Here is a 13357-nt window from a genome sequence, read left to right on the forward strand (position 1 = left end):
TGCGCGACCAGACTGCGCGCACCGCGACGCAGCCGCGTCGCCCATTCGCGAAAACACCTTCCGATGTCCAGCGACAGTCCCAGTCGATCTTTGACGCCGCCCACGGCAACGACGGCCTGACGTCCGCAAGGACCGGCTGCCCGCGCCGCTGTTGCGGCACTGCGAGGCAGCCCATGTTCAAGCAACACCCCACCGCCACCGGTCCGCTGGCGGCGTTCAACACCGCCGATGCCGTCGAGCATCTCAACCAACTGGATGTCGTCGAGGCCGCGCGCCTGGTCGCGCAAGTGCCCCCCGCGCGCGGCGTGCGCCTGCTCGAACAGCCCGAGCTGACCGACGCCGCGCAGATCCTGCAACGGCTGCCGCCCGCGCAGGCCAGCACCTTGCTCGACGCCATGGCCGACGACCGCGCCGCCGACCTGCTGCTGGCGCTGGACGCAGACGTGCGCGAACGTCTCATCGCCGCCCTGCCGGTGGTCACCCAGCAGGCGCTGCGCGACCTGATGCACTACCCGCCCAGCAGCGCCGGCAGCCTGATGACGACCGAGTTCGTCAGCGTCACCGCCGACCAGCGTGTCGGCGACGTCCTGCAGCACGTGCGCGAGGTCGAACGCGAGCGCGAGACGATCTACGCGATCTACGTCCTCGACCCACAGACCCGCGCACTGCAGCAGGTGGTGACGCTGCGCCGGCTGATCACCGCCGATCCCGATGCGCCAATCCTCGACGCCGCCCAGACCAACCCGCCGGTGTTCGTGACACCGACCACCGACCAGGAGGAAGTCGCCCGGCTGATCCGCCGCCACGACCTGCTCGCGATCCCGGTCCTCGACTCACAGCGGCAGCTCGTGGGCATCGTCACCGTCGACGACGTACTCGATGCGCTGATCGCCGAATCCAACGAGGACGTGCACCGTTTCGGCGGCGTCGAGGCCCTGGACCGGCCGTACATGCAGATCGGTCTGCTGGCGATGATCCGCAAGCGCGCCGGCTGGCTGAGCGTGCTGTTTCTCGGCGAGATGCTCACCGCCAGTGCGATGCAGCACTACGAGGACGCGCTGTCGAAGGCGCTGGTGCTGACCTTGTTCATCCCGCTGATCATGAGTTCGGGCGGCAACTCCGGCGGCCAGGCCACGTCGCTGTTGATCCGCAGCCTTGCCCTGCAGGAGATCCGCCTGCGCGACTGGTGGCGCGTCGCGCTGCGCGAGCTGCCCACCGGCATGACCCTCGGCGCAATCCTCGGCCTGCTCGGCATCGCCCGCATCACGATCTGGCAGTTGGCCGGCTTCTACGACTACGGCCCGCACTGGATGCTGATCGCGCTGACCATCGGCGCCGCATTGCTGGGCATCGTCACCTTCGGCTCGCTGGCCGGCGCGATGCTGCCGTTCGCGCTGCAGCGCCTGGGCTTCGACCCGGCCAGCGCCTCGGCGCCGTTCGTCGCCACGCTGGTCGACGTGAGCGGTCTGGTGATCTATTTCAGCATCGCCGCCGCGATCCTCGGCGGCACGTTGTTGTAACGCCGGAGCGCGTCATGCCTGGGGCGCGGACGGCGTGTGCGGTCCGCGCCCCAGGCATCGGGGTCAGTCCCGCCCTGGCCGTTCCACTAGGGTCTGCCCGAGTGGTCCGCCGCCTGCGCGGCGATTACTGTCATGCCATTAACCCTGCGGATGGATGTCCCATGGCCCCCGCCATCGCTCTCGCTGATTCCGGTCGGATCCACGCGCTGCCGCAACAGGCCCCTCCGCCGCCACGCGCACCGGTCGCCGACAACATCCGGGCCGGCGATCACCGCCTGAGCGACAGCGTCCAGGGCACCGCACCGGACGCCCGCGACCCGTTGTTCGCGATGATGGCCAATGGCGCCTACGCGCCCGAGAGCACCGAGTACGCCAAGACCCTCGCGTTGGCCGGCTGGACCCCGCTGCAGCCCAGCGCCGACGGCATGAGCATGATCGACGCGCATGGCAACCGCATCCCACTCGATCCGGCCTTGCTCAACGACGATCGCACCGGCTTCCACGCCGAGATCTACCAGCACGAGGACGGCGGCTACGTCGTCGCCTATCGCGGCTCGGAGCTTGGCGGCAAGCCGAGCGAGTACATGGACTGGGTGAACAACGGCCAGCAGGGCCTGGGCATGGCGTCGTCCCAGTACAGCAGCGCGATCGAGCTGGCCAAGCATGCCGAGCGCGTCTTCGGCGACGGCAACGTCGCGCTGACCGGGCATTCGCTCGGCGGCGGCCTGGCCTCGGCCGCGTCGCTCGCCACCGGCGCATCGGCGGTCACTTTCAATAGTTCTGGCCTCAGCAACGAGACCCTCGAAAGCCTGGGCTTCAACCCCAATGCCATCCGCGACAGCGTCGCCGAGACCGGTCAGGTCCGCCGCTACGCCGTCAACGGCGACCAGCTGACCGCCGCGCAGGAGGATCTCCCGGCACTGCCATTGGTCGGCTCGCCGCCCGAGGCCGTGGGCCATGCGCTGCGCATCGACCCGCCGCCGGGCACCGGCTTCGGCGACCTGCATGGCGGCGGCGGCCCGAACGCAGTCTATGTCGAGGCCTTCGAACACGGCACGCCCACCGATCCCGCGCTCGGTCCCAGTACCGGCGATACCCTCGGCGGGCGAGTCGATGCCGGTATCGACGCACTCGGCGCCGGTCTCGCGACCGGCCTGGGCACGGTCGGCGAGGTGCTGCGCAACGGCCCCGGCGCGACCCCGGAGAGCTGGATCGTGGGCAGCCTGCTCAACGGCGCAGGCGCCGTGGTCGGGCCCGGCAGCGATGCCCTGGGCGACGTGGCCGGCGCGGCCACTGCCTTCGGCACCGATACCCTCGTGGCCGGTGTCGAGGCCGTCGGCGACCTGCAGTTCAACACGCTCGCCTCCGGCATCCGCGAGGTCGCCGACCTCGGCGGCGACCTGGCCGGCACGGCGTCCGCACTGAGGACCGGCGTCGGCGACTTCGTCACCGACTTCGCCCGGGGCCGGGGCGTGGCCGCGACCGGCGGATTGCTCGGCGACCTGGCCGACGCCAGCGTCGATACCGCCGGCGATGTGCTCGATGGCGCCGTCCGCCTGGTCGGCGATTCCGCCCAGAACACCACCCAGGCAGCTGGCGGCTTCGTCCGCGACCTGGGTCGCATCACTGGGCTGCAGACACCGGCCGATGCGGTGGCCGGCTTCGTCGAGAGCGCCGGCAGCACGATCAGCAATGCCGCCGACGGCGTAGGCGAGGCCATCGACACGGCCACCGATACGCTGGGCGACGGCTTCGAAGCATTGGCGGACTTCGCTGGCGACCTGGGCCAGACCGTCAGCGACACCGCCGGTGATGTGGCGCAGACCGTCGCCGACGGCGCGCGCGACTTCGGTCGCGGCGTGACCGAAGGCACCGGCAAGGTGGTCGACTTCCTCAATCCGTTCAAGTGAGCCGCGACGCGGTGCGTGCGCGCTCTCCACACAGCGCTGCGCGGCGCGGTCTGCGGGGGAAGATCACACGCAGCTTGACGCCTCTTGCGGCATGCTGCGCACCATGAACCGTCGCCCGCTTCCGCACCTGCTGTTCGCCGCGCTGCTGCTGGCGACCTCCGGTTGCACCCAAGGACACTCGCCGATGACCCCGGACGCGCCCACGTTCGCCAATCCCGACCAGGCCCCGTTCATCGCCGCCGTTCGCAGCGGCGACGCTGCGCTCGCACGGCAACTGCTCACGGCAGGCGCCAACCCCAACGCCACCGACGAGGACGGCACGCCCGCGCTCAACTGGCTGATCCGCCAGGGCGACCGTGAAGCCGTGCGCTTGCTGCTCACGCTCGGCGCCGACCCCACCCGGGGCGATGCCAAGGGCCGCACCGCATTGCACGAAGCCGCGCTGTCCAAGGACGACGACTGGATCGGCCTGCTGCTCGAACACGGCGTCGCCGTGGACGTGCCCAATCCGCGCAACGGCCAGACGGCGCTGTTCGAGGCGCTACGCGCCCGAGAGCCCGACAACATCGAGCGCCTGCTCGCCGCCGGCGCCAGGCTCGATGTCCGCGACCGCGCGGGCCTCACCCCGCTGCATCAGGCTGCGTTGGTCAACGACATCCCGTCGGTGAAGCGTTTCATGGAAGCGGGCGCCGACCCGCAGGCCACCGACGACACCGGCGCCACAGTCGGCAGTTACCTCTACGACGGCGATCCCTCGGTTCTGACCGCACCGGTGCGCCGCGACTATCTGTGGATTCGGGCACACCTGGAGCCCACGCCGACGCGCTGAGGGCTGCGGCCGCGCGCCGCAGCGCGCGGTCGATCAGGGGACCGACGCCTGCCCGGACATCACGTCCTCGATCCAGTCCGCATAGTGACTCAGGCGCACGTTGCAGGTCGTCTGGCCGTAGCGCCCGGGCCGCGCCGTCCTCACGTCGCCTGCCACGACCTTCCAGGCCCCCAGGCCAGCCAGCTGCCATTGCCCGTCGGTCTCGATGAGCAAGGGACCGCCGCTGTCGCCATTGCCGAGCGCCCCTTCAAGGGGGAGCCCCGCCGGCGGTGCATCGAAGACGTAACACAGCCAACGCTCATGCGCGCTGGTGACCCGGTTGAACGCGCGACGAAGTACGGTGCGGTTCGGGCCGCCCGGGTCGTGCCCTGTCGCCCCGGTCCCGGTCGCGCCTTTGCCCAACAGCTTGACCACGTGCCCGGCCTCGTCGCTGCCGTGATAGAGCCCGACGGGCACGATGTCCTCGACCGGCTGCTTCAACCGGATCAGCGCGATGTCGTCCGACCCGGCCAGGGCCACTACGATCAGCATCGCCTCGCCACTGGCCATCGCCTGATCGATCAACGATTGCGGCAGCGTCCTGTAGCCGGGATGGACCACGACATCGGCGACCTCGCGCGATCGCCCGCCCAGCACGACCGACTTAGGGCCGCCCTGCATGGGCAGCGTGTGCGCGGCGGTCACGACCCAGCTCGGCGCGATCAGCACGCCATGCCCTTCGCCAGGCATGTCGACCAGCGCGGGGAGCTCGGAGTCCGACACCCGGTACTGGCGATCGTCGACATCGTCGCGCACGACAACCGCGCCGGCGGTCGCGCATGCCGCGAACAGAACCGCGACCCCGAGGGCCCGGATCATGCGGCGTCCCCCACGAGGCTCTGCGCGGCACCGTTGCTGCGGCCGATCTCACCGATCGCGTCGAGATCGATGCCCTCGATGCAGGCCAGGTTGAAGCCGTACTCGGTCGGCACGCTGCGGCGCTGGTGATGGGTATAGATGCCGCACACGCTGCAGAACCAATGCTTGGCGATCTTCGTGTTCCACTGGTACAGCGTCAGCACATCGGCGCCACGAATCACGCGCAGGCGGTCCAGCGTCGCACCGGCCATGATCGCGCCCTTGCGGCTGCACAAGGAGCAGTTGCAGCGGCGGATGTTCTCGAAGCCGTCGATCAGATCGACTTCGAACGCGACGGCCTTGCAGTGGCAGGTGCCCACGACCGTGCGCTTGCCGCGAGGCAGGCCGGTCATGGCCGCAGCCCCGCACCGCAGCCGGTGGCGGTGTGGCTGGGTGCGCACATGCACCGGTCGGACGCGCGCGCGCGGTCGTGGCCATTCCACCGCGGGGCGGTCGCGCCGGCGGATGAAGCAACGCCGACGTTGCGCAAGAGCGAGGAAGACAGGGACGGCAGCGCCATGAGACATCGCCCGACAGGAGAGAGCGGCATTGTGCGCCACATCGCGGCACCCGGCACGGCCATGCGACCTGCCGCCCGTCCTGCGCCCGCCGGTGCCTGATGATCCCGTCGCCCGTTACGATCGCGATGCCCGCCGGGGCACCTTCGCCATGGCCAGACCTCGCCCATGAAGCTTGCACGTCAGCTCGGTATCTACCTCTTGGGCGGCGCGCTGGTGGCCGTGCTGCTGCTGGCATGGATCGGTCTGGTCTACGCCGTCAACGTCTACACCACCGCCAAGGTCTCGGCCGACGCCGTGCTCAACATGATGTTGACGGGCCTGCTGAGTGTCGTCGGCCTGCCGATCGTGCACCGCGCGTTGTACCGGCGGTTCTGGGCCGTCAGCCGCAAAACCGCAGCGGGCGAGCTGCAACCCGGTGCGCCAGTGCCGGTGATCGGCGTGGCGAGCCCGCCCGTGCCACGCGTCCGCACGACCGGTCGGCAGCGTGCGGGGTATAGCGCGCTCTACGCGGTCGGCATCGCCTCGTTGCTCGCTGCCTATGCGCCCTTGGGACATCACGAAGCCCTGAACGCGTTCCTCGTCCGCTTCAGCGCCGGGCGCAGTTCGTTCTCCAGCCTCGCCGCGCTGGTGGTGGTGTACGTGCCGATGGCGGTCAGCCTGGTGCTGGCGATGCTGTTACTGCGCGGCGATCACAAGCGCCTGGAGGCGGGCACGCTGCCGCCGGACGAAACACTGCGCCTGCAGCTGCGTCAGGACTGGATCTTCTCGTTCATGGCTGCCTACGTGCTCATCGGCTTCCTGGCGTTCCTGGCCGGTCACATGATCCTCGCGTTTCTCTAAGCACGTCGCGCAGTCGCCTGTACGCGCGACCGGCCATCGGCAGGCCGCGCAGGTCCGCCGATGGGCATCGGCCAGATCGGCGCATGCGTCACCACGCGCGGTGGATGCCCCCTCGCCGCGTCGTTGCAACGACGCGGCGGCAGCAGCTTCACGCCTGCGACCAGACCGCGAGCTCGTAGCCGTCGGGATCGGCGAAATGGAAGCGCCGCCCGCCCGGGAAATCGAAGGCCGGCCGGACGATGCGGCCGCCCGCGCGCAGCACCGCGGCCTCGCTGGCGACGAGATCATCGGACCCCAGCACCACAAGCGCACCGCCTGGCGTCGGCGTGCCGTGGAAGAAACCACCGGTCAGGCGGCCGTCGCGGAACTCGCAGTAGTCGGGGCCGTAGTCCTGGAACGTCCAGCCGAAGGCCTCGCCGTAGAAGCGCCGCGACGCCGCGATGGAGGCCACGGCGTACTCGAGATAGTCGATGCGGTGATGGGCGTCGGAGCGGGTCATGGCGAATCCTGGCAGTCGGGGAGCGGACATTGTCGAGCGCCGCGGCCCGGACGGCTTGCAAGAATCGGACAGCCGGCCGCGCGGTGGCCGCGCAGGCTCAATGGCCGTGATCGCGCAGCAAGGCCGTTGGCGTCAACCCGGTCAGGCGCCGCACGTCGTGCGACAGATGGCTGGCATCGGCGTAGCCGGCATCGAACGCCGCCCGCGTCAACGTGATCGCACCTGATGCCAGACGCAGCCATCGCTGCAGGCGCAATATGCGATCCAGCACCTTGGGCCCATAGCCGAAGGCCTGCAGGCAGTGGCGGTGCAGGCTCCGCTCGCTGAGGCCCAATTGCCGGGCCAGCTCGGGGAGAGGCGGCGCATCCGGCCCGCTCAGTTGCGCGAACAGCCAGGCCATGCGCGGATCAGGCTGCACCCCGCGCTCAGCCACCGCCGCGAGCAAGGTCCGGGCCGGATCGGCGCCGTCGAGCAGGCGACGTTCCAGCACGCCTGCGCGCGGGCCGATCACGGCGTCGGCGGCGATGCGCTGGTCGGCAAGCGCCTGCATCGGCGTGCCGAGCAAACGGTGCGCCACGCCTGGCGCCAGGCGCAGGCCGGTGAGCGTGGCGCCCGGCGCGAGTTGGGCAGGCGTGGCCTGCTGGTCGGGACCGGCGATGAACAACCGGGCGCCATCCCAGATCAGGTCGACACACCCATCCGGCAGGATCAGCGGTGCGGCCGGCGCGGCGCCGGACTGGTAGCGCCACACGCGCCTGACGCGATCGCGCACGTCCGCTGGCGGCGGCACTTCTGCATAGGCCGACGCTGGCAGCTCGGGGTCACGCGACATGCCGTGATGATGGCATCGGGCAAGCGGCGCCGACCATCTCCGCATGCTGCTGGGAGAGGGCGGCATCCGGTGGGGCGCCCTGCGTGCCGTTCTAACGCACCGTGGACGACCACTGCACCATCACCATGCCGGCGAGGATCGTCAGCACGCCGCCGATGCGACCCAGGTTCGCTTCTTTCACCGGCAAGCCCATCAGCCCGAAGTGATCGATCAGCAGGGACGTGATCATCTGCCCGGCGACGATGCAGACAATGAAGCTGGTCGCCCCCAGGCGCGGGGTCAGCATCAGCGCCGAGGTGATGTAGATCACGCCGGCGACACCGCCGAACCAGGCCCAAATCGGCAGGGCGCCCGCTTGGCCGAGCGATGGCGACGGCGCCCGCATGGCCACGATAACCGGCAGCACGACCAGCAGGCTGACCAGCAACGAGGCCACGGTCGCCCACAGCGGATGGCCGAGCGCGCGCCCCAGCGCCGCATTGCTGCCGGCCTGGAACGGCACCAGCGCCCCGGCGACCACGGCAGCCAGCGCCAGGCCAGCGCCGGCGTAGGAAATCGGAGAAGACATGTGTTCGCTCCAGTCGTGAGGGTGCTAGCCACTCTACGAATCAGAATCACGAATGGAAATTCGAACTTCTACCACTCATTATTCGCTCTATGAATAACTTGAGGCGGATGGATCTCAACCTGTTGGTCACCCTGCATGCGCTGCTGTCGGAGCGGCACATTTCCCGCGCGGCGTTGCGGCTGCACAGAAGCCAGCCGGCGGTGAGCCACGCGTTGGCGCACCTGCGCCGGCTGTTCGACGACCCGCTGCTGGTCCGGCGCGCCGGTAAGCTCGAATTGACCGCGCGGGCGAGTGCTCTGATGCAGCCGCTGACCGAGGCACTCGAGCAACTGGGCGCGCTGCTCGACCCGCCGACGTTCGACCCGGCCTCCGCGCAGCGGACCTTCCGGCTCGCGATGTCGGACTACGGCGCGCGCGTGCTGCTGCCGGGGCTGGCGCGCACGCTGCGCAGCCAGGCACCGGGGATCGACCTTGTCATCAACCAGGCCAGCCGCGAATCGATGTTGGCGGACGTCATCGACGGCGAGATCGAGATGGCACTGGGGGTGTTTCCCGGTCGTCACCCGGACGCGGTGCGCACGCACACGCTTTTCGTCGAGGACTTCGCCTGCCTGGCCGACGCATCGACATTACCGGCAAGCGGCACGCTCGATCGCGAGGCCTGGCTGGCGCGCCCGCATGTGCTGGTCGCCCTGCGCGCGGAGAGCGACAACGAGATCGACCGTGCCCTCGCACGCGACGGCCTGCGCAGGCGGGTCGCGATGACCCTGCCGCACTGGGGCGTGGCCAACGACCTGATCGCCGGCACCGATCTGATCCTGACCGTCGCCCGGCGCAATCTCGATTCGATCGCCACCGACCCGTGCCTGCGCATCTTCGCGCCGCCGCTGGCGATTGCCCGGTTCGACTTCGACCTGATCTGGCATCAACGCCGGCAGCGCGACCCCGCGCACATCTGGTTACGCGACACGGTCGTACGCGTGGCCCAGGCGGGACACCCCGCCGCGACGGATTGAGGCGGTCGCCCGCGCGCACGAACGCGGGCGCCGCCAACAATTGCACGCTGGCCCCGGTTCAGAGCTGGGCCTCGATCGCGGCCTTGTCGATGATCGACCAGACCTCGTGGATCTTCTGGTCCCGAAACGCATACAGGGCGTGTTCGCAGAACGTGACACGGCGCCCATTCACCGGCAGGCCCAGGAACTCGCCACGCGGGGTGACATCGAAGCGAAGCCTGCATGCCACCTGCTGCGGATCGGCGATCAGCCTCTTGATCTGAAAGTGCAGATCCGGGATCTGCGCGTGATCGTTCTCGAGCATTGCGCGATAGCCATCGAGCCCGAGCGGCCTGCCGTTATGACGGACATCGTCATGGACGAACTGTCCGAGGCGAGCCCAATCCCGCGCATTGAGGCAGGCGATGTAGTCGCGATAGATCGCTTCACGCTCGAGCTTGCGCATGCGCGGTGTCACCTCCGATATGCAGACTGTTGTGTCCATCTTAGGCCTGGTCAAGAGCGCCTGTTCGACGACCGATGCGTACCATGTCCTCAGTTCAACTGCGATTGATCGATACGCCGCCATCGACCAGCATCGCGCTGCCGGTCATGAACGCCGCCTCGTCGGAAGCCAGGAACAACGCAGCGCGCGCAAGCTCCTCGGGCTGCGCGATCCGCTTGAGTGCATGCAGTTGCGCGACCTGCGCCAATGCCTCCGGTGTGCCGTTCATCTCCTCCGCCATCGGCGTGTGCGTACCACCTGGCAGCAACGCATTGACCCGGATCGCCTGCGGACCGAACTCAGCGGCCAGCGCCCGGGTCAGACCGATCAGGCCGGCCTTGCTGGCGGCATACGCGGCGGTACAGGGGAAGCCGACGGTGTGGCCGACGAAGGTGGAAGTGAAGATCAGCGACCCACCCCCGCGCGCCAGCATTGCCGGAATCTGGTGCTTGGCACCGAAGAACGCGCCGCTGAGATTGGTGTCGAGCGCCGCGCGCCAGGCCTGCGCCGCAAGCGTCGTGGTCGGGACCCGCGCGCCGAGCGTGCCGGCGTTGTTGAACGCGATGTCCAGTCCGCCGAAGCGTGAGGTCGCCAGCGCGACCAGCGCTTGGGCATAGGCTTCTTCACGTACGTCACCGGCCAGCCACGCGGCTTGGCCGCCGGCATCGATGATCTCCGTCGCGATGGCCTGCAGCCGTGCATCGCGACGAGCGGCCAACACCACACAGGCACCCTCGCGTGCGAACAAGTGCGCCGTGGCCTGGCCGATGCCGGAACTGGCGCCTGTGATGAGCGCGACCTTGCCGTACAAGCGTTGCATAGGGGGCTCCACTGTCTCGAAGGAGCGCGGAGCATGGGCGCCGAATGGAATCTGCGCTCGCCATGTTCGGACACGACATTGGATGACCACACACGCGCATGGCGATGCGGTAGACGAAATTGCACTCTGACCCCGGTTTCGAAGTGCAGATCCGGGATCTGCGCGTGATTCGACTCGAGCATCGCGTGATAGCCATCCGAGCCGAGCGGCCCGCCGTGATGCCGGGCATCGTCATGGACGAACTGTCCAAGGCGAGGCCAATCCCGCGCATTGAAGCAGGCGATTCAATCGCGATGGACCACTTCACTCTCGAGCGTGCACATGCGCGATGTCACCTTTGATGTGCTCGCAGAATGCAGTCGTCTGCTGGCAGAAGAGGCGGGCATGCTAGAACGATGGCCGGGCGCACACTCGCTCAGACAGCACGACGGCGGTGCGTGCGCCCCCCTGCTTCAACACGCCGCTGGTAGACGAGGAGCGCCATGCATCGCCGTACACGGCCCACCTTAATCCGATCGATACTTGCGTTGGCATCGATCATGCTGGCGAGTTTCGCCCAACAGGGCGCCCGCCAAACGGAGATGCCACACCTGCTGCGATTCATGCCGCCTGCGGATGATGCAGAGGTCGTCTACCTCACCGCCGCTGCGGAAGGCAGACTGGTCTACGAAGACCAATGCTTCAGGCTCAAGGTCCATGGCCAACCGCCCCGGACGATCATCTGGCACAGCCACTTCCGAGGTGTCGATCACAACGGGACGCCTGGCGTTGTCGATGGCCATACGGGGACCTCGGCACGCGCCGGGGATCACATCCGCCTCGGCGGTGGCGGTGTCGACGCAATCGGCGACAACATCGAAGACCGCCCACGCGCCGAGCGATGCGGTGGCCCCTACATCTCAGCCAATACGCTCATCGTGCCGACACGATGACACTTCCTACGGCGGCGCCGGTCGGGCACCAGGCAAGGTCGAGTCCTCGAATCAGTGCGGCGTGCAGCCCGACCGCGCGCGCCTCCCGCGCGGACCGCACCGCAGAGCGCAGCGCGGGACACTGCACTCTGACCTTTATCGGAGTGAGTTGAACGAACAGACGGGCACGCAACGCCTATCGCTGAAGCGCATTGTGTAATGCTTCCGTCACCAGCTGCTGCAGAAGTGGGCTTGAAACCGCCTGCATGTCGGCCGCGACGGTTGCCTGTGTCGAGCGAAACTTGGCGGCGTCGGGCGAACCCGTCCCTTGTGTCGCAAGAGAACGAAGCTCGTCTGGCGTGAAGTGCTTCGCATAGATCGTCGCCAGATTCCGATCCCACCGTGCCTGGTAGGCAGGCACCAGCCTCGCAATCTCGCCGGCCACCAAGTGCTTGGCCTCCGCAGCGCCATGCTGCTGCGCCAGTGTGGCAAACGTCGTTGTCGCGCCCGCTGCCTGGTTGGCAAGGCTTTCAAGGCCCGCCCCCATCTTGAAGCGCTCAACAAGGGCCGCCGCGGGATCGCCCCCGGACGTTGGGATCGCAGTCTGCGTCTCAGGCGTGGCGGGGCTACAGCCCGTTGCCGACAATGCGATCGACAGACAAACCGCAGCAACAGAAGCGAAACTCTTCCAGGACATGACAGCACTCTCCATGCGCAGCTATGGTTTGATCTGGACGCGTCGCGAAGCAACAACGCTTGAACACGTGTCAGGTAACAACCGAACCGTCCATAGACCCGGCATGACCCGGATGATGCTCCCGAATGGTATCAAGCGCATCTGCCATCTCAACGGCGTTGCTCACATCGAAGTGACTCGTGAAGTCCGTAACAGTCAGCCCTTGCCTGCGCAGGGCTGCCAGCTCGAATGAATCCAGCACGTCGACCGTAAGCCACAGTGCCACGGGTGGCCATGCTGATGACGCGACCAGTCGCTCATAGGATTGCCGGGAGGTGACGAAGTGGATCATTTAAAGCCCAGTTTCAACCGAGGATCGCCGCGGTCATTAACGACTGACGGCCCGCTTGCACCAACCCGAAGCGGTGCGGCTTCTGTGGGCCGAACGCCGGCAGATACCTTGGATTCGCTTGATATCAGTGGTCTTAATGTGCGGCGCGACATTAGCATCAAGGATTCCGAAGCGGCGTCGGCTTAGATGGGTTTTTGGCTGCCCTCGTGTCACTGTCCGGGTTGCAACACGATATGGATCCCACTACTGGAAGAGGCGCCGGGCGGTCCGAATCGCTATAGACCTCCAATCCCGATAGATGATTGTCCAGTGCCCAAACAATCAAACCGACGCCCTCACCATCTGGAGATTCGGCCACCACATCGGCAACGATACGAGGCATCTGCCCAGGAGCAGGCCTGCAGAATTCCACCGATGCACAACCACAATCGCAGCGACCAATCACTTGGAGCGCACGAACCTGCTCGATCAAGCCTTCAACAGATGCGTCTGTGGCTGCAACCGCGAGTACACGCTCGATAACATCCGCCTCGGCATCCGAGATTGCTCTAACCGTCACTGGTGATCTGGGCATATGGCCTAACCCTCGCGTTGAGCTAACCGCGAAGGAGCGTTGGATTGAACAAGTTGTTAGATATCGTTGCTTTAGTCATCGTCGCGATCAACCGGCTACGGCCGTGAG

The 13357-nt window shown here is 67.7% G+C and carries 15 protein-coding genes; 7 read left to right on the forward strand and 8 right to left on the reverse strand.

All coding sequences use genetic code 11. From position 1 onward, the window contains the following. Positions 1–173: 173 nt before the first annotated feature. The 3 genes from mgtE (at position 174) to FHW73_RS02245 (ending at position 4259) form a co-directional block, all read left to right on the forward strand. Positions 174–1520: a magnesium transporter gene (mgtE, locus tag FHW73_RS02235; protein ID WP_183425072.1), complete on the forward strand. Its 1347-nt coding sequence runs from the start codon at positions 174–176 to the stop codon at positions 1518–1520. 161 nt (positions 1521–1681) lie between these two features. Continuing rightward, complete coding sequence (locus tag FHW73_RS02240) at positions 1682–3430, forward strand: DUF2974 domain-containing protein (RefSeq protein ID WP_183425073.1); 1749 nt, start codon at positions 1682–1684, stop codon at positions 3428–3430. A 103-nt stretch (positions 3431–3533) separates the two neighbouring features. After that, positions 3534–4259, forward strand: coding sequence for an ankyrin repeat domain-containing protein (locus tag FHW73_RS02245; protein WP_183425074.1), 726 nt, complete (start codon positions 3534–3536; stop codon positions 4257–4259). A 33-nt stretch (positions 4260–4292) separates the two neighbouring features. Here the strand turns inward: FHW73_RS02245 and FHW73_RS02250 are convergent, their stop codons facing one another. Beyond that, positions 4293–5117 (reverse strand): trypsin-like serine protease, encoded by an 825-nt coding sequence (locus tag FHW73_RS02250; RefSeq protein ID WP_183425075.1) that lies wholly within the window; start codon positions 5115–5117, stop codon positions 4293–4295. Beyond that, on the reverse strand, positions 5114–5509 hold the full coding sequence (locus FHW73_RS02255; protein WP_183425076.1) for a GFA family protein: 396 nt from the start codon (positions 5507–5509) through the stop codon (positions 5114–5116). Before FHW73_RS02255 ends, FHW73_RS02250 begins: the two co-directional genes overlap by 4 nt. A 333-nt stretch (positions 5510–5842) precedes the next feature. On the opposite strand from FHW73_RS02255, the gene FHW73_RS02260 reads away from it, so the two are divergent. Continuing rightward, positions 5843–6517: a hypothetical protein gene (locus tag FHW73_RS02260; RefSeq protein WP_183425077.1), complete on the forward strand. Its 675-nt coding sequence runs from the start codon at positions 5843–5845 to the stop codon at positions 6515–6517. A 148-nt stretch (positions 6518–6665) separates the two neighbouring features. On the opposite strand, the gene FHW73_RS02265 is transcribed toward FHW73_RS02260, so the two are convergent. The 3 genes from FHW73_RS02265 to FHW73_RS02275 form a co-directional block, all read right to left on the reverse strand. Continuing rightward, complete coding sequence (locus FHW73_RS02265) at positions 6666–7016, reverse strand: VOC family protein (RefSeq protein WP_183425078.1); 351 nt, start codon at positions 7014–7016, stop codon at positions 6666–6668. 97 nt (positions 7017–7113) lie between these two features. After that, positions 7114–7848 carry a helix-turn-helix domain-containing protein gene (locus tag FHW73_RS02270; protein ID WP_183425079.1) on the reverse strand — a complete coding sequence of 245 codons (735 nt, stop codon included), beginning with the start codon at positions 7846–7848 and terminating at the stop codon, positions 7114–7116. Positions 7849–7939: 91 nt separating this feature from the next. Then, positions 7940–8416: a DMT family transporter gene (locus tag FHW73_RS02275; RefSeq protein ID WP_183425080.1), complete on the reverse strand. Its 477-nt coding sequence runs from the start codon at positions 8414–8416 to the stop codon at positions 7940–7942. An 89-nt stretch (positions 8417–8505) separates the two neighbouring features. On the opposite strand from FHW73_RS02275, the gene FHW73_RS02280 reads away from it, so the two are divergent. Next, entirely contained in the window at positions 8506–9432 is a 927-nt protein-coding gene (locus FHW73_RS02280) for a LysR family transcriptional regulator (RefSeq protein WP_183425081.1), read from the forward strand. Between the two features lie 58 nt (positions 9433–9490). Here FHW73_RS02280 and FHW73_RS02285 read toward each other — a convergent pair whose 3' ends face one another. Both FHW73_RS02285 and FHW73_RS02290 read right to left on the reverse strand, forming a co-directional pair. Next, on the reverse strand, positions 9491–9877 hold the full coding sequence (locus FHW73_RS02285) for an ester cyclase (protein ID WP_183425082.1): 387 nt from the start codon (positions 9875–9877) through the stop codon (positions 9491–9493). Between the two features lie 94 nt (positions 9878–9971). Beyond that, entirely contained in the window at positions 9972–10736 is a 765-nt protein-coding gene (locus tag FHW73_RS02290) for an SDR family oxidoreductase (RefSeq protein ID WP_183425083.1), read from the reverse strand. Between the two features lie 527 nt (positions 10737–11263). Between FHW73_RS02290 and FHW73_RS02300 the strand changes: the two genes are divergently transcribed. Further along, positions 11264–11668 carry a hypothetical protein gene (locus tag FHW73_RS02300; RefSeq protein ID WP_183425084.1) on the forward strand — a complete coding sequence of 135 codons (405 nt, stop codon included), beginning with the start codon at positions 11264–11266 and terminating at the stop codon, positions 11666–11668. Between the two features lie 175 nt (positions 11669–11843). Here FHW73_RS02300 and FHW73_RS02305 read toward each other — a convergent pair whose 3' ends face one another. Next, positions 11844–12344: a hypothetical protein gene (locus FHW73_RS02305; protein ID WP_183425085.1), complete on the reverse strand. Its 501-nt coding sequence runs from the start codon at positions 12342–12344 to the stop codon at positions 11844–11846. Here FHW73_RS02305 and FHW73_RS17335 point away from each other — a divergent pair. Beyond that, on the forward strand, positions 12343–12576 hold the full coding sequence (locus FHW73_RS17335) for a hypothetical protein (protein ID WP_221187391.1): 234 nt from the start codon (positions 12343–12345) through the stop codon (positions 12574–12576). The genes FHW73_RS02305 and FHW73_RS17335 overlap by 2 nt on opposite strands. Positions 12577–13357 lie beyond the last annotated feature (781 nt).

Source organism: Luteimonas sp. RC10 (genome assembly GCF_014192745.1).
In the GTDB taxonomy this organism is placed as follows: Bacteria; Pseudomonadota; Gammaproteobacteria; order Xanthomonadales; family Xanthomonadaceae; genus Luteimonas.